This window comes from Pseudomonas sp. NC02, assembly GCF_002874965.1.
Taxonomy (GTDB): domain Bacteria; phylum Pseudomonadota; class Gammaproteobacteria; order Pseudomonadales; family Pseudomonadaceae; genus Aquipseudomonas.
The window spans coordinates 2401353-2422463 of record NZ_CP025624.1; the positions used below are offsets into that span (position 1 = coordinate 2401353).

At 60.6% G+C, this 21111-nt stretch carries 17 protein-coding genes and 1 pseudogene; 6 read left to right on the forward strand and 12 right to left on the reverse strand.

Annotated elements, in window-relative coordinates:
* Positions 1-35 precede the first annotated feature (35 nt).
* From C0058_RS11400 to C0058_RS11415, 4 genes are all read right to left on the reverse strand, one after another.
* Positions 36-500, reverse strand: coding sequence for a hypothetical protein (locus C0058_RS11400; RefSeq protein WP_008431185.1), 465 nt, complete (start codon positions 498-500; stop codon positions 36-38).
* A 105-nt stretch (positions 501-605) separates the two neighbouring features.
* Entirely contained in the window at positions 606-2147 is a 1542-nt protein-coding gene (locus C0058_RS11405; RefSeq protein WP_168197503.1) for a cryptochrome/photolyase family protein, read from the reverse strand.
* Positions 2144-2449, reverse strand: a complete 306-nt coding sequence (locus tag C0058_RS11410; RefSeq protein WP_008431191.1) for a DUF6482 family protein — start codon at positions 2447-2449, stop codon at positions 2144-2146. Before C0058_RS11410 ends, C0058_RS11405 begins: the two co-directional genes overlap by 4 nt.
* 17 nt (positions 2450-2466) lie before the next feature.
* Positions 2467-3003, reverse strand: a complete 537-nt coding sequence (locus C0058_RS11415) for a DUF3833 domain-containing protein (RefSeq protein WP_102368607.1) — start codon at positions 3001-3003, stop codon at positions 2467-2469.
* A 606-nt stretch (positions 3004-3609) separates the two neighbouring features.
* On the opposite strand from C0058_RS11415, the gene C0058_RS11420 reads away from it, so the two are divergent.
* Positions 3610-3945, forward strand: a complete 336-nt coding sequence (locus tag C0058_RS11420) for a DUF6124 family protein (RefSeq protein ID WP_003219885.1) — start codon at positions 3610-3612, stop codon at positions 3943-3945.
* Between the two features lie 244 nt (positions 3946-4189).
* Here C0058_RS11420 and C0058_RS11425 read toward each other — a convergent pair whose 3' ends face one another.
* Positions 4190-5677: an aldehyde dehydrogenase family protein gene (locus C0058_RS11425; protein WP_102368608.1), complete on the reverse strand. Its 1488-nt coding sequence runs from the start codon at positions 5675-5677 to the stop codon at positions 4190-4192.
* A 229-nt stretch (positions 5678-5906) separates the two neighbouring features.
* On the opposite strand from C0058_RS11425, the gene C0058_RS11435 reads away from it, so the two are divergent.
* Positions 5907-7076: a p-hydroxyphenylacetate 3-hydroxylase oxygenase component gene (locus C0058_RS11435; RefSeq protein WP_087694959.1), complete on the forward strand. Its 1170-nt coding sequence runs from the start codon at positions 5907-5909 to the stop codon at positions 7074-7076.
* Between the two features lie 59 nt (positions 7077-7135).
* A pseudogene (locus C0058_RS11440) lies at positions 7136-7612 on the forward strand (flavin reductase family protein); the annotation flags it as partial.
* A 173-nt stretch (positions 7613-7785) separates the two neighbouring features.
* On the opposite strand, the gene C0058_RS11445 reads toward C0058_RS11440, so the two are convergent.
* Positions 7786-9114, reverse strand: a complete 1329-nt coding sequence (locus tag C0058_RS11445) for a hypothetical protein (protein WP_102368610.1) — start codon at positions 9112-9114, stop codon at positions 7786-7788.
* A gap of 216 nt (positions 9115-9330) precedes the next feature.
* On the opposite strand from C0058_RS11445, the gene C0058_RS11455 reads away from it, so the two are divergent.
* From C0058_RS11455 to feaR, 3 genes are all read left to right on the forward strand, one after another.
* Positions 9331-10830 carry an APC family permease gene (locus C0058_RS11455; RefSeq protein ID WP_003219898.1) on the forward strand — a complete coding sequence of 500 codons (1500 nt, stop codon included), beginning with the start codon at positions 9331-9333 and terminating at the stop codon, positions 10828-10830.
* On the forward strand, positions 10811-11395 hold the full coding sequence (locus C0058_RS11460; RefSeq protein ID WP_102368611.1) for a DUF3156 family protein: 585 nt from the start codon (positions 10811-10813) through the stop codon (positions 11393-11395). The genes C0058_RS11455 and C0058_RS11460 overlap by 20 nt, the downstream gene beginning before the upstream one ends.
* Before the next feature lie 117 nt (positions 11396-11512).
* Positions 11513-12466 carry a transcriptional regulator FeaR gene (feaR, locus tag C0058_RS11465; RefSeq protein ID WP_102368612.1) on the forward strand — a complete coding sequence of 318 codons (954 nt, stop codon included), beginning with the start codon at positions 11513-11515 and terminating at the stop codon, positions 12464-12466.
* A gap of 164 nt (positions 12467-12630) precedes the next feature.
* Here feaR and C0058_RS11470 read toward each other — a convergent pair whose 3' ends face one another.
* The 6 genes from C0058_RS11470 to C0058_RS11495 form a co-directional block, all read right to left on the reverse strand.
* Positions 12631-13044: a hypothetical protein gene (locus C0058_RS11470; RefSeq protein WP_102368613.1), complete on the reverse strand. Its 414-nt coding sequence runs from the start codon at positions 13042-13044 to the stop codon at positions 12631-12633.
* Complete coding sequence (locus C0058_RS11475) at positions 13041-17771, reverse strand: RHS repeat-associated core domain-containing protein (RefSeq protein WP_102368614.1); 4731 nt, start codon at positions 17769-17771, stop codon at positions 13041-13043. Before C0058_RS11475 ends, C0058_RS11470 begins: the two co-directional genes overlap by 4 nt.
* A gap of 174 nt (positions 17772-17945) precedes the next feature.
* Positions 17946-18707 carry an SDR family oxidoreductase gene (locus C0058_RS11480; protein ID WP_102368615.1) on the reverse strand — a complete coding sequence of 254 codons (762 nt, stop codon included), beginning with the start codon at positions 18705-18707 and terminating at the stop codon, positions 17946-17948.
* Positions 18700-19500 carry an SDR family NAD(P)-dependent oxidoreductase gene (locus C0058_RS11485; protein WP_102368616.1) on the reverse strand — a complete coding sequence of 267 codons (801 nt, stop codon included), beginning with the start codon at positions 19498-19500 and terminating at the stop codon, positions 18700-18702. Before C0058_RS11485 ends, C0058_RS11480 begins: the two co-directional genes overlap by 8 nt.
* Positions 19493-20314 carry a molybdenum cofactor biosynthesis F family protein gene (locus tag C0058_RS11490; protein ID WP_102368617.1) on the reverse strand — a complete coding sequence of 274 codons (822 nt, stop codon included), beginning with the start codon at positions 20312-20314 and terminating at the stop codon, positions 19493-19495. Before C0058_RS11490 ends, C0058_RS11485 begins: the two co-directional genes overlap by 8 nt.
* A gap of 86 nt (positions 20315-20400) precedes the next feature.
* Positions 20401-21060: a LuxR C-terminal-related transcriptional regulator gene (locus C0058_RS11495; RefSeq protein WP_102368618.1), complete on the reverse strand. Its 660-nt coding sequence runs from the start codon at positions 21058-21060 to the stop codon at positions 20401-20403.
* Positions 21061-21111 lie beyond the last annotated feature (51 nt).

Below are 21111 nucleotides of genomic sequence, written 5' to 3' on the forward strand. Positions count from 1 at the left end.
CCACGCGGAGCGTGGGAACGATCATTTCGAGGAACCTAGTTCTGCGGCCGCTGTTTGGTCGAGTCCAGCTCGGCCTTTTTGCCGGTGCTGATCTCGGTGATCTGCGCCGACTTGGCAATCGCGAAATCAAAGGTGTCCTGCATCTTGGCGATGGCATCGGTCGCCGTGCCGTTGAGCCCACCGTTGGCTGCCCAGTCGAAGTTCCACACCCCGGAAAAGTTATCGGCACCGGCCACATCATGGGTTTCGATCGCGGTGAACACGTCGGGATGGCGCTCCATGTACTGGGCCGCAGCGCTCACATCGGCCGGCACCTTGCCCGAGGCATTGCTGGCCAGTTGCGAAAGCTCTTGCTTGGTAATGGCCGACTTGCCCGACTGGCGCATGTAATCGGCGATCACCTTGCTCGACTTGGAAATATTCAACTTGTCGTCGAATACCGACGTCGAGGCTTTTTGAGTGGTCGGTCCGCCACCGGCGGGTGTTACGGTAGTAGACATCGGCGCTGCTCCCTCAATGAATTGGATGACATCGAAGCCGACGTTAGCATGGGCAATTGGCCATTTATCACAGGCTTCACAACAATTCGCAGCGGCCGGAAAATTTCACAGCGTTTCACCCGCATCCAACTTGGCCAGCAGCCTCTGGCCCCGTTTCCACAGCGCGTCCTGCTTGGATTCAGGCATGCGGTCGAGATTTTTATAGAGCATGGCCATGCGCTGATTGCCCCGCAGCAGGTCGCCGTGGCGCATCAGAAAGTGCCAGTAAAGCGCATTGAACGGGCAGGCATTGTCAGCGGTACTTTCCGTGACTTTGTACGCACAGTCGCGGCAGTAGTCCGACATGCGCTTTATGTATTGGCCGCTCGCGCAATAAGGCTTGGAACCCAGGTAACCGCCATCGGCATGCATCACCATGCCCAGGGTGTTGGGCAGCTCGACCCAGTCGAACGCGTCCATGTAGATCGCCAGGTACCACTCGCATATCTGGCTGGGCACGATGCCGGCCAGCAGGGCGAAATTGCCGGTGACCATCAGCCGCTGGATGTGATGGGCATAGGCATGTTTCAGGCTCTGGCCGATCGCCTGGCGCATGCAGTTCATTTGCGTCTCGCCCGTCCAGTAGAACTCCGGCAGCGGGCGGCTGTTGCCGAATGCATTGCCTGCGGCATAGTCGGGCATCTTCAGCCAGTACACGCCGCGTACATATTCACGCCAGCCAATCAGTTGGCGGATAAACCCTTCGGCAGCGTTCAGCCCGATGCTGCCCGACCAATAAGCCGCCTCTACATCGCTGCACAGCTGGCGCAGGTCCAGCAGGCCGATGTTCAGGGCTGCGCTGATACGGGCGTGAAGCAGGAACGGCTCGTCGCTGGCCATGGCGTCCTGGTAATCACCGAATCCAGCCAGGCCATAATCCAGAAAGTAGTCCCAGAGGGCCTGCGCGTCGGCGTGGGTCACGGGGTAATCGAAGGTGTCGAGGGAACCGTAGTGGCTGCTGAAGTGTTTACCTACCAGCGCCAGCACGTCCTGGGTGATCGAGTCCGAGCTGAAGCGCGCCGGGTAGGGCGCCTTGGTGCCCTTGGGCAATGCCTTGCGGTTGTCCGCATCAAAGTTCCAGGCGCCGCCCACCGGCGTACCGTCACCGTTGAGCAAGAGCCCACTCTTGCGGCGCATCTCCCGGTAGAAGAACTCCATGCGCAGCTGTTTTTTACCGCTGGCCCAAGCGGCGAACGCGTCACGGCTGCACAGGAATCGGTGGTCGGCATGCCACTGGATCGGCAAACCGCAGTCCTTCAGGGATTGCTCCAGACGCCAGTCACCGCATTCGGTCAGGTGTATTTCCCGGGGTTGCATCAGCGATTGCCAGCGCCTTAACTCGCCGGGCACCGAGCCGGTGTTTTGCGGATCGTCCAGGGTGACGTACTGCACCCGCACGCCACGCTGCTGCAACGCCTGGGCAAAATGGCGCATGGCGCTGAAGACCAGGACGATTTTTTGCGGATGGTGGGGCACATGGCTGGCTTCCTCCATGACCTCGACCATCAAGACCGCATCGCGCTGGCTGTCCAGCCCATCCAGTGAGGCCAGGTCAAACGACAACTGGTCGCCCAGCACCAGGCACAGGTTTCGAACTGCCTTGGTCACCACGGCGCTTCCAGGGAAAATGGCGTTCGCAGTGGCTCGATAGCGCCTTCTCGCCGGCCGCACATTTCGTCATGCACGCACTGATGCACCAGGGTGCAGGGAAACGCAGGGACCGCCTGCAACACGTCACGCAAGTGATTGACGGAGCGAAAGTGCAGGGGCTTCGCCGACTCGTCCAGCAGCGTGAACTGGCCGTGGTCCAGCGTTACGCGCGCCAGATAGAAACCACCTTCCAGCGACAGCAGTTCCATTTCGCGTACAGCGCCTTGGGTGGCCAGTCTGGTCAGGGCTTGCAGGTTCATGGTTCACTCCTTACCGGTCAGGGTTGTGAAGACTGGCGACGGAAGAACAACGTCACCTGGCCGACTTCCACACCCAACTTGGACATGCTGGAGCGGTTGATCAACGTGTCTTCGTCCATCAGGTACATCCAATCGTCGAGGCTCACTTCGTAGACGGATCCATCAACCGGCAGGTTCAGGACGTAGCGCCAGCGCAGTGCGTTGCCCGCCACTTCGCCCCTGGCCTCGCCCACCACATCACCGGCCCGTCCGCGCCAGTGGGTGGGGCCGTCCGGGGTGAGGGTCCAGACACGTTGCTGGCGAGTACCATCGCTGTATAGAAAGCGCTCATCGAGAATCAGGTTTTTACCCTCGCGGCGGCTGGCGATATTCACCTCGAAACGCTTGGCCACTTCACCCGAGCGTTTCTCGAAGATGCCCCAGGCCTTGACGGGCTTGCTGAAGAAGCTCACCAGGTCCAGTTGCGGTTGCTGGTCGGCATAGTGTTTTACATCCACGCTGCCACAACTGCTCAGGCCCAACACCAGGGCCAGCGAAACCAATAGACGGGTCATTGCGGTTCTCCCCGAGAGGGCTTGATACTGCTGATACTTGTACAAAATAATAAAATTGTACAGGTATTTGGCGCATTACCAGGATGTTACCGGCTACCGGCCTGCCCATTTATGGCGGGTATATGCAGCCTCAGGGGACCAGGTGCAGATGATCGTTCCCACGCTCTGCGTGGGAATGCCGCCTCGGACGCTCCGCGTCCCGCTGGCACCGCCGCATTGACGCCTCGCGCAATGGTGACGCGGAGCGTCACGGTATGCATTCCCACGCAGAGCGTGGGAACGATCAACAATGGGCATACGCCGGCAGCGGTATCGCCCGTTCCTACGCAGACCGTTCCCACATAGATTTCAGGTTGCTTCCAGACCTTCTCGCCGCTAACCTTCGCGGGTCGCTGCCAATTCAGCGAACGGGTGTGGTAGCCCGGCTATTTCATAGATCCCCAAACGCTCAAGGGCGTTTTTTTGTGCGGGCTGCTTTGTGGCGGCTGTGCATGGGAGGCTTCGGCCTGCCGGGTTTCTATGACCGGTCTACCACCCCGTGTACAGTCGCCTCCTTAATCGTGTGGTAGCGAGCGTGGAGGTGCTTACTCATAGAGGAGCTTCACCATGAAAAAGGTCTCGCCCAACCCGCCGCATTACTTGAGCGACCAGAAATTCCACGATGCTGCCCAGCGCGCATTCAAGCACTACGACCTCAATTCAGAACCTGCCGCTTCGCCTCCGTCCTCCAACAAACTATTCTCCGTACGTGCCGGCCTCAGCACCGAAGTCGCCTTGTGTAATGCCAGCGAGATTCTTGAATCGGCGGCTGTCAGCGCCTATGACTGTGCCGAGCATCTTGATGGGGCCAGCCGCAAGCAAGTGTTGGCAGTGGTGCAATTGGTGGAGATGGCGCAGTTGTTGGTGGATGAGGCGCTGAACCGGGAGTGTCCGGTGGCCTGATCACATCCGAAATCCAACTGGCAACATAAATCCAGTGTGGGAGCGGTTGGTCAGGAGAGCGGGTTTGTCAGCAGGCTCGCGATCACTCCCACGCTGATCGTTCCCACGCTCTGCGTGGGAATGCCGCCTCGGACGCTCCGCGTCCCGCTGGCAATGCACAATGGAAGCCTTGCGCAGTGGTGACGCGGAGCGTCACGGTATGCATTCCCACACGGAGCGTGGGAACGATCGGTCGCCCGGTTTATCAGTAGCGAATCATCACCGACTTGAGCTCGGTGTAATCCTCGATGAACGCCCCGCCAAACTCCCGTCCCACCCCCGAAGACTTGTTGCCGCCAAACGGCACCGCCGGGTCGAGCATCGTGTGCATGTTCACCCACACCGTCCCCGCGTTGATCGCCGGCACCATGCGCAGGGCCTTGCTCAGATCATTGGTCCAGAGACTGGCGCTCAGGCCGTAAGGCGTGTTGTTCATCAGTTCCAGCAGCTCATCCTCGGTGTCGTAGGGGAAAAACGTGGCGATCGGGCCGAAGGTCTCTTCGTTGAGCAGGGTGTCGTGGATCGTGTTGGCGAGAATTACTGTCGGCTCCACATAGCACCCCGGCCCGTCGATCAGCTTGCCGCCGTGGACAATCGTATTGTTCTCGGCCCGGGCCTTGGCGAAAAACCATTCGAGTTTCTGTTGGTGCTGGCGGTTGGTCACCGGGCCGAATTCGGTGCGCTCGTCCAGCGGCGAGCCGATGTTCAACCGGCCCAGGCGTTGCGCCAGTTTGTCCATGATCGGCTCGATCTGCGAGCGGTGGGCGAAGAAGCGTTCGGCGGCCGCGCAGATTTGTCCGGAGTGCAGGAAGCCGGCTTCGATGATGCCGTTGACCGCTTTGTCGAGGTCCACATCCCGCAGGAATCCGGCGGAGTTTTTGCCGCCCAGTTCCAGGGTCGCCCGGGTCAACCCGGCGCCCATGGCACTGCGGCCCACGGCGATGCCGGTGGGCACCGAGCCGGTAAACGAGACCTTGTCGGTGCCCGGGTGCTCCACCAGGCCTTTGCCCACGTGGCCGCCACCGGTCAACACGTTCAGCACGCCCGCCGGCAGGCCGGCGTCGATGGCCAGTTCGGCGATGCGCAGGATGGTCAGCGGGGTGAACTCGCTGGGCTTGATGATGATGCTGCAGCCGGTCACCAGCGCCGAGGCGAGTTTCCAGATGGCGATCATGGTCGAGAAATTCCACGGCACGATGCCCACCACCACGCCCACCGGTTCGCGCAGGGTGAACGCGGTGTAGCGTTCGCCGGCGAAGGAGGGCAGTGACGGGGTAAGGGTCTGGCCGCTGATCTTGGTGGCCCAGCCGGCGTAGTAACGCAGGAAGTGCGCCGCCTGATCGACCTCGAAGGCCCGGGAAATCTGGATGATCTTGCCCGACTGGCAGGTTTCGATCTGCGCCAGTGCTTCGCGATGTTGCTCCAGCAGGTCGGCGAGTTTCAGCAGCACATTGCCGCGAATGGCAGGGGCGACCTGGGCCCATTGCCGGAAGCCACGCCGGGACGATTCCACCGCTGTGTCGATATCGGCCAGGTCCGCATCGGCAACCTGGGCGATCACCTCGCCGGTGGCCGGGTTGATCACTTCCAGAGCCTGGCCGGAATGGCTTTGGACGTACCCGCCGTCGATAAACAAGGCATGGCTTCGACGGAGGAAGGCCTGGACTTCAGGCAGCAGCGCAATATCGCTCATGGGATTTTCCTTGCTCGCAAAAGCCCGAGGGTAACCAGCGCCGCCGGGCCAGGCTTGTCCGTGCCTGCCGGGCGATATGTCTGTGGCTGCCAGGCCTGTGGAAAGTGCAATCTTGGCTGTGGAAGGTGCATTTTCCGGGGGTGTCGCCCGCTCCATACTGGCCCCACATCCAGCGTCGTTCGTTGAGTTTGAACGCCAGCCGGACATCCAATAATAAGCAGGGCCGTCCATGAAAAAGCCAAACCCGCTCCTCGAAGATCTCAAGGCGATTCTGCCGACCATCGCTGCCAACGCCTTCCAGGCCGAGCAGGACCGCAAGGTTCCCGACGAGAACATTGCGCTGCTCAAGAGCATCGGCATGCACCGTGCCTTTCAACCCAAACCCTTTGGCGGCATGGAAATCTCCCTGCCGCAGTTTGCCGACTGCATCGCCTTGTTGGCCGGCGCCTGTGCCAGCACCGCGTGGGCCATGAGCCTGTTGTGCACCCACAGCCATCAACTGGCGTTGTTTCCCGCCAAGCTGCAGCAGGAAGTCTGGGGCGATAACCCGAATGCCACCGCCAGCAGCAGCATCGCGCCGTTTGGCCGCACTGAAGAAGTTGAGGGCGGTGTGCTGTTCAGCGGTGAAATGGGCTGGAGCAGCGGTTGCGATCATGCCGAGTGGGCGATTGTCGGTTTCCGCCGTAAAAACGCCGAGGGCACCCAGGACTATTGCTTCGCGGTACTGCCGCGCAGCGACTATCAGATTCGCGATGACTGGTTCGCCGCCGGCATGAAAGGCAGCGGCACCAAGACCCTGATCATCGACAACGTGCGGGTGCCAGAACACCGCATCCAGAAAGCCAAGGACATGATGGAAGGCAAGTCCGCCGGCTTCGGTCTGTACCCCGACAGCAAGATTTTCTACTCGCCGTACCGCCCGTATTTCGCCAGCGGTTTCTCCACCGTGAGCCTGGGCGTGGCCGAGCGCATGCTCGAAGTATTCCGCGAAAAAACCAGGACCCGCGTACGTGCCTACACCGGCGCGGCAGTGGGGGCGGCGACTCCGGCGTTGATGCGCCTGGCCGAGTCGACACACCAGGTGGCCGCCGCCCGGGCGTTCCTGGAAAAGACCTGGCAGGAACACGCCGAACACAGCGAACAGCACCGTTACCCGAGCCGCGAGACCCTGGCGTTCTGGCGTACCAACCAGGCGTACGCCACCAAGATGTGCATCCAGGCGGTGGACCGCTTGTTCGAGGCCGCCGGTGGCAATGCGTGGTTCGAGCACAACGAGATGCAGCGTCTGTTCCGCGATTCCCATATGACCGGCGCCCATGCGTACACCGATTACGACGTGTGCGCGCAGATCCTGGGGCGTGAGCTGATGGGGCTCGAGCCTGATCCGAGCATGATTTGACGCCGACCCGGCCATCACAACCATCAGGACTGCGCGTTGATGCAGTCCGGGAGTCTTGCATGTCTGATAACAGTTTCGACCCACGGGCCTTTCGCCGGGCCCTGGGCAACTTTGCCACCGGTGTCACGGTGGTCACCGCCGCTGATGCCAGCGGGCGCAAAGTGGGTGTCACCGCCAACAGCTTCAATTCGGTATCCCTGGACCCGCCGCTGGTGCTGTGGAGCATCGACAAACGCTCCAACAGCCACGAGGTGTTCGAGCAGGCCAGCCATTTTGCGGTCAACGTGCTGGCGGCCGACCAGATCCACCTGTCGAACAACTTCGCCCGGCCCAGGGACGATCGCTTTGCCGAAATCGAATTCGAGCCCGGGGAGGGCGGTTCGCCGGTCTTCGCTGATTGCTCGGCGCGGTTTCACTGCGAGAAGTACCAGCAGGTGGATGGTGGCGATCACTGGATCATGATTGGCAAGGTGGTGGCTTTCGATGATTTTGGTCGTGCGCCGTTGCTCTATCACCAGGGGGCGTATGCGCGGATCGAGGAGCGGCAACCGTAGGGCGAACACCTCTATCGAAGGCTGAAGCAGGTTCAATGTGGGAGCGGGCTTGCTCGCGAATGCGGAGTGTCAGCCAATACATCTGGCGACTGACACACCGCTTTCGCGAGCAAGCCCGCTCCCACATGTGATCTCGGTAGCTCATTGCACCTGTGTTAGAACGGCACGGCCACGGTGACTTGGCTATAGAGATTGGTGCCATTGCCACCCACCTGGTTGCCGCCGTTGCTCTCATCCTTGTTGGGCTTGTACAAACCCAGCAGTGGCGTGACGATCAGGTGTTCGTTCACCGCCCACTCCGCGTACAGGTCCAGTTCGCGCCCATCGAGGTTGAGCATGCCGCCCTTGCTCAACGTCTTGTAGTCGAAGAACAGCGCGCCCAGGGTGACGCTGTCCAGCGGCTTGACCTTCAACGCCACATGCTGCACCTCAGTATTGGTATTGAACGGCCCCGAATAATTGCCGGCCACCTCGCCCTGCACCCAGGTGCCGTAGCCACGGTTGAAGCCCGAAAACATCGCATCCCAGTTTTTCGAATAGCGGCTGTAGCGGTAGGTCAGGTCCGGCGACCACGGCAGCGCGGCGAAGGTATAACCGCCTTCGGTGTACCAGGCCTTTTCCGGGCCGGCGTCCTTGTCCTGCCAGGCGTATTCAAAGGAAAAGTGCGCGTTCTCGATCCCGGCATTACCGGCGCCCCGCAGGCTGTAGATGTTCATCCCGGCGCGCTGTTTTTGCAGGTCATTGGCATAACGGTCGTCGACGCTGATGCCGTGGATATAGGTCAACCCCAGGGTGCCGGGCGCGGCGGTGTAGTCCAGGGTGCCGGCAGCCATTTCAGTGTTGGCCTGGGCGCGGTTGTCGGACTTGATCCACATTACGCTGCCATGCACGCCGTCCTTGCCACCCAGGCGTAGCACTGCGGTTTGATCGAAGGCATGCCGAGCGGCGATGTAGTAGGCGCCGCCCCGGTTGAACTTGCCGTCATCCACGCCCTTGCCGAAGTTCGGGCCGTCATCGTTGATGATGAAACCGTCGCCGAGCATGATGACCTGGCGGCCGAACGACAGGTTCACACCCTCCTTGCCCAGTGCCGGAAACAGTTCCCCCGAGCGCCAGCCGGCGAAGGCTTCGTCGAACTTGGTGGTGCGCTCGCTGCCGGTGGTCACGCCCGACGCATCGCCATCACCCCAGGTGCCCGAGCTGACCAGGTTGGCCGTGCCATACACGCTGCCCAGGGCGCCGAAGCGCTGGTCGACGCTCAAGCCATACTTGATAAAACCTTCACGCCAGGTGGAACCGCCGGTGGTGCCGTCGTAGTTCTTGCGGCTGTTGAACATCCCGTACACCGCCAGGAAGTTGCCGGTGACCTGAGTGTCGTCATCGGCATACAGCTCGAACGCCTGGGCCGATGAGTCGATGATCATCAGCGCGATGCCCAGGCTGATGGCCCTGTACAGGTGACGGGTTTGTTGTGTGTGCTGCATTGTTATAGTCCCCAACAAGGTGAATTGAGGGAGCATTAGGGCGAGCGCCACCGGGCCAAGTCTTTCCCCTGCGTGCCAGGAAATTGTCCCAGGCCGCCAGTGGCGCAGCAGTGGCAGGCAGCAACAAAACCGGCGGCAGCCAGGAGCAAGACGATCAGCCAGGGCGGGCGCAGAGTGCCAATACTTCTAAAAATCCGCTTCTTGAGGATCTGCACCATGTCGATCAACGACCGGCTCACCGAACATTTGAAACGCGGCACGGTGGGCTTTCCAACCGCGCTGGCGAGCACCATTGGCTTGATCATGGCCAGCCCGGTGATCCTCACCGCGACCATGGGGTTTGGCATCGGCGGCAGCGCCTTTGCGGTGGCGATGTTGATCGCGGTGGTGATGATGCTGGCCCAGGCGACCACCTTCGCCGAAGCCGCCTCGATCCTGCCCACCACCGGCTCGGTCTACGACTACATCAATTGCGGCATGGGCCGGTTCTTTGCGATCACCGGCACCTTGTCGGCGTACCTGATCGTGCATGTGTTTGCCGGCACCGCCGAAACCATCCTCTCCGGCGTGATGGCGCTGGTGAATTTCGAGCACCTCAACACCCTGGCGGAATCCGCCGGCGGTTCGTGGTTGCTGGGAGTGGGCTTCGTGATTGTGTTCGGGGTGCTCAATGCGTTTGGCGTCAGCGCGTTCGGCCGGGCCGAGATCATCCTCACTTTCGGCATGTGGACCACCTTGATGGTGTTTGGCGTGCTGGGCCTGATCGCAGCCCCAGCGGTGCAGCTGGACGGCTGGTTCGGTGAATCCCTGGTGGGCACCGACCTGATCACCATCCTGTCGCTGGTGGGCATGGCGATGTTCATGTTCGTCGGCTGCGAATTCGTCACGCCGCTGGCGCCGGACCTGCGCAACTCGGCCAAGGTGATGCCCAAGGCGATGGTGCTGGGGCTGCTGGGGGTGGCCACGTGCATGTTCATCTATGGCGCGGCCATGAAACGCCAGGTGGAAAACGTATTGATCGACGCGGCGGGCGGCGTGCACCTGCTGGATACGCCGATGGCCATCCCGAAATTCGCCGAGCAGGTGATGGGCAGCATCGGCCCGATGTGGCTGGGCATCGGCTTCCTGTTTGCCGGTGCTGCGACCATCAACACCTTGATGGCCGGTGTGCCACGGATCCTGTACGGCATGGCGGTCGACGGCGCGTTGCCCAAGGTTTTCACCTACCTGCACCCGCGCTTCAAGACACCGCTGCTGTGCATCCTGGTGGCGATGCTGATTCCGTGCCTGCACGCGCTGTACCTGGGCGGCAACACCGACAACATCATGCACCTGGTGCTGGCGGCCGTGTGTGCCTGGAGCTTTGCTTATCTGCTGGTGACGCTGTCGGTGGTGATCCTGCGGATTCGCCGTCCGGATCTGCCTCGCGCCTACCGTTCGCCGTTCTTTCCGCTGCCGCAGATTCTGTCGAGCATCGGCATCCTGCTGGGCATGTGGTTTATCACCCCGCCGGGCATGAACCCCGCCGACATCTACATTCCCTTTGGCGTAATGCTCGGGTGCACGGCGGCGTACGCGCTGTTCTGGACGCTGGTTGTGCAGAAGGTCAATCCATTCAAGCCCGCCTCGGTGGAAGAGGTGTTGGCCAAGGAGTTCGCCCATGAGCCGGGTCAGCCGCACAACGGGTATATCAGCCATGCTGCAAAAACTGTCTGAGCTGTTCAGCGCCCGGCGCGCGCCTGCCGGGTATCGACCCGGCGTTACGCTGGAACACCTGCGGCGTAACCTCGGCCTGGCCGGTTATGAGGTGTGTGGACCGACAACGGCCCGGGTTTCCCTGGACAATCTCGGGCTGCAACTGGAGATCGTCGAGCGCACCGAGTCGCAGCTGTTGATGCACCTGGTGATGACCGAATTCGTACTGCGCATCCCTGCCTCGCAGCAGGGCACGGCGAGCTTCGAACTGCACCACACCGGGGCCGTTCGACGCACTGGAATCCGCTGTCGGCAGCGCTCGGGAGACAAGGAAGTTTTAGGCATTCTGCAAGCCGAGTTGCAGGAGGGCAGTGCGTTGTATCGCGCCTTGATGCCGCTGGACTTCAAGCGCCTGCGCATCGACCTGGTGGATCACCAATGGTGCGTGCGGCTTGAGCATATGGGCGGCAGCGAGGTGGTCAATCGCATGCCGGCGTTCCGGCGCTATATCGCCTTGAGCAGCGATCAACGTGCCTGGCTGCTGGACGCCTTGAGCGGTTTCCAGCGCGCATTACAGGCCCACTGACCGCAGGATCTGGCATCAATAGTGCAACCACCTTGGCAGACACGTACTTGTTGCGCGCATATAGATAACATGTTAACTATTGCCCGACAAAAACAAAAAGCCAAGGTGGAAACAACCATGAGCATGCAACAGATTGGGCAAGACGGGCTGGACCTCTGGACCCGGGATCTGCGCGCGGTTTGCGGTCACTTCGACACAGAACTGGCCTTCAACCGCTCGCTGTTCATCGGCAGCATCAGCACCTTTTCCCGCGGCGGTTTGCCCCTGGCCAGCCTGCGCACCAACGCCGGCCTGATCAAGCGCCCCAAGGCCCGCGCCGACCACGATGACGACCAACACTGCTTCCTCGTCAGCCAGCGCAGCGGCTACTGCCAGATCACCCAAAACGGCCAGAGCTTCCAGCTTGCCCCCGGCGAACTGTTATTGATGGACTCGGTGGGCTCCATCGACATCACCCCGTTCGGGCTCATCGAACACGCGTCCCTGTCCTTGTCCCGCGCAGAGGTGTGCAAACAGTTCGGCAACCAGCCCAAGACCTTCGGCAAAATCTCCTCGAGCAAAGCCTGCGGGCGCATGTTGCATGTGTTGATGGATCAACTGTGCAAAGACGCACTGAACGGCGAAGGCGCGGTCGGAGAGGGGCAGGCGTTGCAGTCGGCGTTTATCTCGCTGCTGGGGTCGGCGTTTGAGCAGGAAGACGATGAGCGCGATGATTGTGGCGGGTTGCAGGGCAGCAATCTGCGCAGCTATGTGCAGAAGGTGATTGATGAGTCATTGACCCAGCCAGGGCTTAGCCCGGTGGGGTTGGCGAGTCGGTTGAATATCTCGGTGCGGCATTTGTACCGGTTGTTTGAGGAACAGGATGACAGCGTGTGCCGGTATATCCAGCGGGCGCGGTTGAAGCGCAGTGCGGATGATCTGACCAACCCGTTTTTGCGCAGTGAGTCGATTACGTCGATTGCGTATAAGTGGGGGTTTACGGATTCGGCGCACTTTAGTCGCTCGTTCAAGAAGCAGTTTGAAGTGTCGCCGAAGGATTTTCGGGCTGGGCGGTTGCAGCAGGTGGGGTGACTGGGGGTGCAGAAGATTCATTGATGTACACAGTCTAACTGTGGGAGCTGGCTTGCCTGCGATGGCGATTTGGTAGGCGCTAAGCATGCTGGGGTTTACCGAATAGGCTGAACTTTCCAACTGGCTGTTCTTCCGTTATTCGAAAGGTGAGAATGTACTAATCGCTAGTTGAAATCTTCGTATCTTTCAGCGCTTAACGATGCAAGCCAGGTTTTAAAAAAAGTAATTTGCTCTTGTGGGTCATTTGTCAGGTTTTCGTCTTCGTAATCAAAAATGTGAACTATATCCTCTGGAAGGGCGGGCTTGCCCATCGTCATTTGATAAGCGACAAGCCCAGCGCCCATTTGAGATGCCATTCTGGAAGGCATGACGTTTAATTTTGCGCCTTTGCATAGAAAGGTTAGGTGGGGAAAGTCCGATCTGACTTTTGCGAGGCAAACATATATATCTTTTCCAGAGTAGATTTTTTTGAAATTTTCGGCCTCGGAAAAAGTCAAGATAAGCTTTTCATCGTCGTATTTTACAAGTGCTTCTTTTTTTTGATTGTTAGTCAGGATGTATATTTTTTTAGTCTTCATTCTATTTTCCTGTTCGGATTTGGAATTGAATAGCCTACGTAGCTTCCGTCTTTTTTCATAGGGGTAACGCCTAAAATGTCCTCTGTGTGTATTCTGTGGTGAATGGCAAATTCCTTTTCTTTTGGATAGGGGGCTTGCATCCCTAATTCTGTATTTAGGTCGTGACCAGCGATACTTCTTAGAGTGTATAGATAACCTGGTTTTGTTTTGTAGCTGGTGGCGAAATTTATCCCTACCGCCTTTATAGGTGATGTACTAATGAAATTACTTGGAGGGTCGTCGCTATCAATGGCATGCAAGTATAGGTCTTCACTAGCTCCCTTGCTTTTGAAGCCGTCTTTGAACACTACATCTGGCTTGGTTTTATCTCCGCGAAAAAGATACTCCTCGCTTTCATCTGGTGTCGGTTGTTTGGGTTCTGCTTTGTTGACTGACGCTTCTGCCGAAGGCTCAGCGGCGCCAATGGTTGGCTTACAGCCGTCTCCTCCCGGACAGGTATTCAACCCCAACGGATCCACCCACCCCGTCGGGTTGGGCACGTACTGGTATCCGTTCAGCCCGCCCGCCAGTTTCACCGGATCAGGCGTCAGGTAGCGGCCAATGTCCGGATTGTAGTAGCGATGACGGTTGTAGTGCAGCCCGCTTTCCGGGTCGAAGTATTGGCCCTGGAAGCGCAGCGGGTTGGTAACGGTGTTGACGTCCAGCTTCGCGATTTGGCCGTAGGCGCGGTAGTGCGCTGACCAGACAATTTCGCCGTCGGGGGCGGTGAGTTCTTGTGGTGTGCCGAGGTGGTCGAGTTGGTAGTGGACGGGTTTTACGTCTTCCGGGCCGTAGCCTTTCAGCAGCGCTAATGGGCGAAAGCTGTTGGGTTCGTAGATATAGCTTTGGTGGTGATCAGCACTGTGTTCGGCAATCAGCGTGTCGCCTTGCCAGAAGAACTCGGTGGTTTGGCTTTTTATCGTTTTGGCGATACGCCGTCCAAACGGGTCGTAGCGATATGTGGCTTCGGTGCCGTCCGGCTGGGTGACGCTGATCAGTCGGTGCTGGCAGTCGTAACTGTATTCGGTAACTAACTGCTGCGCCCGACCCCGGCGTTCCCGCAGAAGGTTGCCGAAGGCGTCGTAGTCGTAATGGCGGTCACCTTGCATCAACAGGCGATTGCCTTTGACGACGCTCGGACCGACGCGGTCTTGCATCAGCAGGTTGCCCGCCGGGTCGTGGACGAAGCGTTCCTGCAGGTCGTGCGAGTGGTTGGCGCGAGTCAGGCGGTCGAGCGGGTCGTAGTGGTAGTCGTGCTGGCCTTTGCGGGTGTCGAGGATGCGGGTCAGGTTGCCGCGTTTGTCGTAGTCGTATTGGCGGCGCTGGTAGCGTTGTTCCTGTTGAGTGATCGCGTGGGCGTGCAGGCGGCCCTGGTCGTCATAGTGGTAGTGGCTGAGGAGTTGGCCCTGCTGGCGTTGGTGTTCGCGGCCGGATTTGAACAGGTGCGAGGTGAGCAGGTTACCGTTGAGTTCGATGGTGGCGAGGTCGCCACCTTTGTCGTGGTGGAAGGCGAGGCGGTTGTTGTCTGGCAGCCGCAGGTAATTGAGTTGGCCGCATTCGTCGTAGCCATAGCGCAACGTGCCCCAGCCCTGGTGTTCGGCGGTGAGGCGGTTTTGCAGGTCGTATTCGTAGTGGAGCGGCCAGTGGCCGTCGTCGACGCTGAGGAGATTGCCGAGGCGGTCGTAGGTGTAATCGACAATGCTGCGGTCGGGCAGGGTTTTTCTTACCAGGCGACCGGCGCTGTCCCGCTGATAACCAGTAACCAGACGACTGCCATCGTCGCCGTACTCGGTCTTTTCCAGCAGATGCCCGGCGAGGTCGTAGGCATAGGCGGTGCGGCGCCCATCAAACCCGGTTTCCTGCTGGATCAGGCCGTTGGCGTGATAGTCGAGCCGATAGGTTTCGCCGACCTCGTTTTCAATCTCGGTCAGTAACAACCGAACATTGTCATAACGGTATTTAAGCTGCGTGCCGTCCGGATTAATCCGGCGGCTGATCAGGTGCAGACCATCGGCGTATTCGTAGCGGGTGACGCGGCCCAACTCGTCGCGCTCAGCAGTGATTTTTCCGTACGGGTTGTAGCTGAATTCGCGTGTGGCCCCGTCAGGCTGAATCACTTTCAGCAAACGACCTACGGCGTCCCACTGATACTGGGTCAGCGCACCATGCTCATCCTCGCAAGCCACCTGCCGCCCCAGCTCGTCATAGCGATAACGCCGCACACCGCCATTCGCCAGTTTTTCCTCAATGAGCTGGCCGCGTTCGTTCCAGATAAAGCGTTGGCTTCTGTTATCCGGATACCAAACACCCGTGAGCTTTCCGTGTTGGGTGTAGGTGTATTCGGTGTAATTGCCGTCCGGATCAGTCTTGCGAGTGATATCGCCTTGATCGTTACGCTGGTATTTCCACACCGCGTCACCACGGCGCACAACCCGTACGAACCCGTTGTCATGCTCGTAGGACGTCGGCGTATCGTCCCCGGGAAACAGCGCAATCAACCGACCGGCTTCGTCGTACTGATAGGCCGTCACCGCCCCCAGCGGATCCTGCTCGACCGTCAGCCGGCCTTTTTCATCGTAGGATTTGAAGTGCTGCGCGCCGTCCGGATCGATCCGCTGCACCAGCCGAGCGCGCTGGTCGTGGACGTAGACTTCCTGGCTGCCATCGGCGTTGTGTACGGTGACAGTGCCGTTGTCATCCCACACATACCGTGTGTCCATCTGCGAAAAGCTGGCCCAGTGGCGGACGCATCGCGCCGCCTTGCCGGACCGTTCCCACTCCCAGAAGAAACTCGCCCCGCCGGCCAGTTCCCGTTCCAGGATCACCTGCTGATCGTCGTAGCGATAACGCTCGCTTTCGCCTACCGCGTTGGTCGCTTCGATCAACCGCCACGCATCGTCGTACTTGTAGGCAACAACGTTCTGCTCGGTAACCCAGTCCAGTTCCCGCTGCACCTGATAGTCGACGGCAACGATATGTCGGCGGTCATACCGCAGCAGCAATCCTTGACCAACGCCGTTATCAATCCGCTGAATCCGCCCGGAATAGTCACGGGAAATACGCAGCCGGTTGTCATACGCATCGCTGATCGCCGTCAGCACACCGTCACGGAAGTGGTAGAAAAGCGACGCCTGAGCCAGTACCCATTCATCCGGCAAAGCACCCAGATAAATCGCCGCTTCCGCCAGGCTATTGGTGATCGCCGGCCGTGCAGCAGAGGGCAGGGGAAAGGTGGTGCTGCGGTTCTCGTGATCGGTCCACACCACCGATCCGCCGCTCACCACCAAGCGCTGCGCCAGCGCATGACTCCAGCCAAACCCCAACCCGCAATCCACTTCCACGGCACTGCTGCGATACAACCGCGTCCAGGCAAATGGCAGGACACCCTCCAACGAGCCGTCTGTGAGGGTCAGCAGTTCCTCACCAGTAACCATCGAAACCGGGCAGCCATTGGTACAGGTATTCGCCGAACAGACCGAAGCATCTCCATTGGGGTTTTTCGCCGAAGCTGGCGCATCATCCACAGGCTCCTGCTTCACCAACGCCGTGCGCGCCGTCTTCGGCTCCCGCACCATCGGTGCCGGGTTGGATATCTCGTCCACGCCAGCCTTCAACGGCACCGCCGCAGCCTTGACCGGCACTGCATGACTCTGAAGCGATAACGGCTTAAGCACCTCCGCATGCCTATCCAGCGGGGCCGTACCGCCCAACTTGGCAATCTGTTCCAACCACTCCCGTGCCCGCTCGGACCTGACCTTGCCCAGCACCTGCGCGCCTAGCCGTACCGCCACACCCATACCGCCGGTAGCCCACAGCAACAGCAGGTTGAGCAACACCTCGGTGGTGATTTCCCCGAGCAACTCAAACATGTAATGCGGCGGCAGCATGCGCATCCAGCTGACCATCGCGGACAGGTAGATGAACAGCAGCGGCTCGTCGCTGAGAATCAACAATCCCTTGGCAATCGCCTCATGACTGAGCTTCAGGAGCGCTCCAAGCTCGGCTTGGGAGAGGTACTGCAGGAGCTTTTCGCTGTTGGGCTTGATGTCTGCCAACCACTGGTACAGCTGCGCAATACCGTCCCAGAGGCCGTAAAGCACGTTTTCAAAGCCCCGCGCATAAGCCAGTTGCAGCGAGGTGTAGCGCTCGCCATAACCCGCCTTGGCATAGCTCTCCCATATCGGCTTGAACGTGCTCGTCCACTGACCGCGCAAGTTGCCTTCCAGCGAGCTGAGCTCGGACTGATAGGAGGCATACAGTGCCTTGATGTGATCCTGGGAAACGTTGGGATAAAAACTGACCCGGTACTGCCGGTCGACGGTGCACTCGGTGACTTCGAGAATGCCGCTGGGGCCGATGGTTTTATGGATGGGGTCGCCGAGGGCGCCACCGTCTTGCGCGACTTCCTGCAGCATCACCGGCGTATTGCCGATGGGCACGAACCGTGTGCTCTGGAACATGTGCACCAGGGTCAACGGTGAGTTGGCCTTGCAGGTCGCGACGGTGCTGGCGGGATACAGGGAACGGGTGATGGGCGCGACCAGCGAAACCTCGTCGCCGACCTTGAACACCTGCTCGACATCCAGTGCCGAAAAGCTCCAGAAGCTCTCGGCCCACGCGTCGTAGGTGTTCAGGCAATGTGTGAAGTCATTGAGAACCCCATCGACGTCGCGCGTCTTCGGGTCCATCGCCGCCACGACCAGAAAGCCTATGGCGGGATTCAAGAGGCAGCCCCATCGGGCAGGGCATTAATCGAAAAAAACATCGGCGTTCCCTCGCGCTGTGTGATCAGGCGAGGGACTTTGCAGAGGTTCTCAGGGCAGGGGAGTAGAGGTTATCCGGCAGTTCGGTAGGACGTTTCGTTAAACCTCCGGCAAGGTCGAGCCGCCATCCACCACCAGCGTCTGCCCAGTGATATAGCCCGCCAGGTCCGATGCCAGGAACAGCATTGCCCCGGCAATATCCGACGGTGCGCCCAGCCGTCCCAGCGGTACCCGGCTGGCGATCTGTGCATTTACCTGGTCATCCCCCAGGTTGCCCATGGCCGGGGTTGCGATCATGCCGGGCTCCACACCGTTGACTCGCACATTCAAACCGGCCAGTTCCAGCGCCGCATTGCGAATGAACCCGTTGACCCCGGCCTTCGACGCCGCATAGTGACTCAACCCCGGAAACGCAACCCGGGGACCTGTGACAGACGACGTAACCAGCACGCAGCCCCTACCCTGACGGCGGAACATCGGCAGCGCCGCCTGGGTCAGCCAGAACAACGCCGAGAGGTTGACCGCCAAGGTGCGGTCGAGCATCGCGGGAGTGATCTCGGCAAAGGGCGTCAGCGGAAAATACCCGGCGTTATGCACCAGAATATCCAGCCGCCCCCAGTCGTGTTCCACCCCTGCAATCAGCTCGAAAACCGCAGCCGCATCCGCCAGATCCACCGTCACCGCTTCCACCTGGCAGCCGCGCCCGCACAGCTCCAGCGCGAGCGCCTCTGCCAGTTGCAGGTCGGCGATCATCACCCGCGCACCCCGCAGGGCAAACGCTTCGACGATGGCCCGACCAATACCCTGGGCGCCACCCGTTACCAATACGTTGCGACCAGTGAAATCCAGGTCTTCATTCATGACGCTGCTCCATACGCGCATAGGCCAGCGTCGGCACATCGACGATGCTTGAGCCCCCGTCCGCCACCAGCGTCGCACCCGTAATGATCGACGCGTCACTGGATGCCAGGAAGCGGCACACCCTGGCGATTTCTTCAGCGCTGGCCGGCCGGCGCAACGGCACATCGGCGCACACCCGGTCATAGGCGTGCTGCAGCGTCTCGCCATGGAAATCCATCAACGGCTGCATTTCCTCATCCGCCATCGGCGTGCGCACCCAGCCGGGGCACACCGCGTTCACCCGCACCCCGCGCGGGCCATAATCTCGGGCCAGCGAGCGATTGAGCCCGAGCAAGGCATGCTTGGCCGTGGTGTAGCCGCACACCTCGGGCCCGGCAGCCAGTGAGGCAATCGAACCCATCAGCACGATGTTCCCGGCGCTTTCCAGCAGCAGCGGCAAACACGCCCGCGCACTGTAGAAGGCGCTGTCGAGGTTGCTGCGCAGCGCCGCTTCCCAGGTCTGCGGGCTGGTGTCGGTGGCGCTGCCCACGCCATGGCCGCCCGCACAGGCCAGCAGCACGTCGATCCGCTCATAGTGCTGGCGAATCTGCGCAATAAAACCCTCCCAGGTCTGCGGGCAGGCTGCATCACCCACCAACACCAACCTCCCGGTTTCCCGCGCGACCTGCTCCAGCGGCTCGCGGCGACGGCCGATCAGTACCAACTGCGCACCCTCGGCGGCGTACAGCCGGGCGCACGCGGCACCGATGCCCGTGCCGGCCCCGGTGATCACAATCGTGCGCGGCTCAGTCATCAGGATGCTCCGTGCGATTGAGCACCTGGCAGTAGGAGCTGATGGGAAAGTTCGATAGCTCATCGAAGGAGGCGTCGGCATAGCCGAAGATCTTGCCGTCGCTGCGGTGTTGCTGCAGGTCGATCAGCACCAGGCCGAGGGTGGGGATGATTTTTTCGCGCCAGACGAACAGGTAGAGCTGGTCGGCGATCTTGTAGTAATCGCAGCGGTCGGTGTCGCACAGGCCTTGCTCGACACCCTTGAGGCATTGCCAGGCGTAGAACTGGTGGTTGAGGTAGATGTGCTCGTAGACCTCGCTCGGGCTGTAGCGGTACTGGTTGCGCAGGCCGATCAGGTCGGTGGTTGGTGCGTGGGGGCATTGGCCTGGCTGCCACGGGCGGTCGAGATTGCCGTGGAGAAATTCCACTTCCACCGAAGTCAGCGGCTTGCCGGCAAGGGCGCGGCTGTAGAGGCCTTCGCGGGTTTGTTCCTGGGTGGGCATGCGCCCGAGCACAGCGGTGAACGAAGCGCTGGCGGTGTCGAGCACTAGGCTGACCGACCAGGCCTGCGTGCCTTCGCGCTTGATGAAATCCACCAGGTACAGGCCGGGGCGCACCGAGGTCGCACGGTAGGTGGCGCTGCCGCTGGAGTGACCGTCGGCTGCAACCCAGGAGAGGCTGTCGCGCTCGAAACGGTGCTCGATCTGCCAGCCATTGGCGAAGTGCAGGGTGAAGGCCTTGCCGCTCAGGTCGGCCAGGTTCGGCAGGATAAATGCCTCTGGGGCGAAGCCGTCGGCCAGGGCGCCCACGGTGATCCAGTCAGAAGGGGTGGTCATTTGCGAAGCTCCGGTTGGGTGGGTGAACACCACGAATCATCGCGCCCGGGAGCAGGCGCGGGTATCAACCGGATGGTTGAGGCGAACTACAGGAAAAGACTTCCCACCAGTTCTGTGCGACTGCTGACGCCGGCCTTGCGAAACAGGTTGATCAGGTGGGTCTTGATGGTGGGCAGGCCGACATCCAGCTCCTGGGCCAACTGTTTATTGCTGGCGCCCTGGCGCAACAGCAGGGCGATCTGGCGCTCCTTGGGTGTGAGACCGGCCAATGCATCTTCAGTGGGCTGCATGTTGGCCACCGCCAGTTGCAGCAAGGTTTGCAGGGCGTTCAGTTGGGCCAGTTGCTCGCCGGTGAAAGTGCCCTGGTCGGCGGTGCGCAACAGCGAAATCGCCGCCTGGGGCTGGCCGGCGCGCTGGGCGAAAATCTCCACCACATCGACCACGCCATAGCGCCGCAGAAAATCCCCATAGCGCCGGGTATCCCGCGCCGGCTGGCGGGCCATGGCAAGGCCCAGCGGCACCACCGCCAGGCCACTGGACAGGCAGTTGCGCGGTTGCAACGGGTCGAATTGGCGGTAGTTGTCGAGGTAGTCGCGGTGCATTTCGCCGCTCATGCCGTGCAACTGGAAATCCCGGGCTTGCAGCTGGCGGTCGACGCAATAGAACGCGGCCTGGCTGACCGGAATCAAGCGGGTGAAAGCCTGCAGGCACTGGCCGGCGACTTCGTGGGCGGGGAGAGCGTGCATGGGTGGGCACCTGCGCCAAAAGGCTGCCGACGGGTGCCGGCAGCCGGGGCT